1 protein-coding gene is annotated in these 510 nt (G+C 48.6%); it reads left to right on the forward strand.

Annotated elements, in window-relative coordinates; translation table 11 throughout:
• Positions 1-129 precede the first annotated feature (129 nt).
• Positions 130-510, forward strand: a 381-nt coding sequence (locus tag A3751_RS02395; RefSeq protein ID WP_156492209.1) for a Lon-like protease helical domain-containing protein, incomplete at its 3' end; no start/stop codon positions are given.

Genomic DNA, 510 nt, shown 5'->3' on the forward strand with positions numbered 1-510 from the left:
TATTTTATCGGCGATAGCTTAATGTTCTTTAATAATATCGGTGTGGTTTTGCGCCGTTCGATAATTTGGTGCACAGTGAAGGCTACTCTTCAAAATGACGACTCTCGAAGCATTGAGTAAGGTTGCGTAGTGAAAAAACTTATCCATTCTGATGTGTATGCTGAGTGCGTACCGTCAAGCATCTCAGGTGCCTCCACCAAGTCTTTAGAGCCTTTGGAGGAAATCGTTGGTCAAGAGCGTGCGCAAGAAGCGGTGCGTTTTGCGATGGCAATGCCCGGAAGTGGCTACAACATCTATGCTATTGGTCGGACAGGGCTCGGCAAACGAACCATGATGTTGCGTTATTTAAAGCGACAGATCACGCCGAAGCATGATGTCTCTGACTGGTGTTATGTGGTGAATTTCGAGGAGCCTAGAAACCCAACGATGTTGCAGCTGCCTGTCGGGCAGGGCATTCAGTTGAAGCGTGACATGGAGGCGTTGATGACGCGCCTTACCAAGGCGATCCCT

The sequence above is a fragment of the Oleiphilus sp. HI0080 genome (assembly GCF_001635135.1).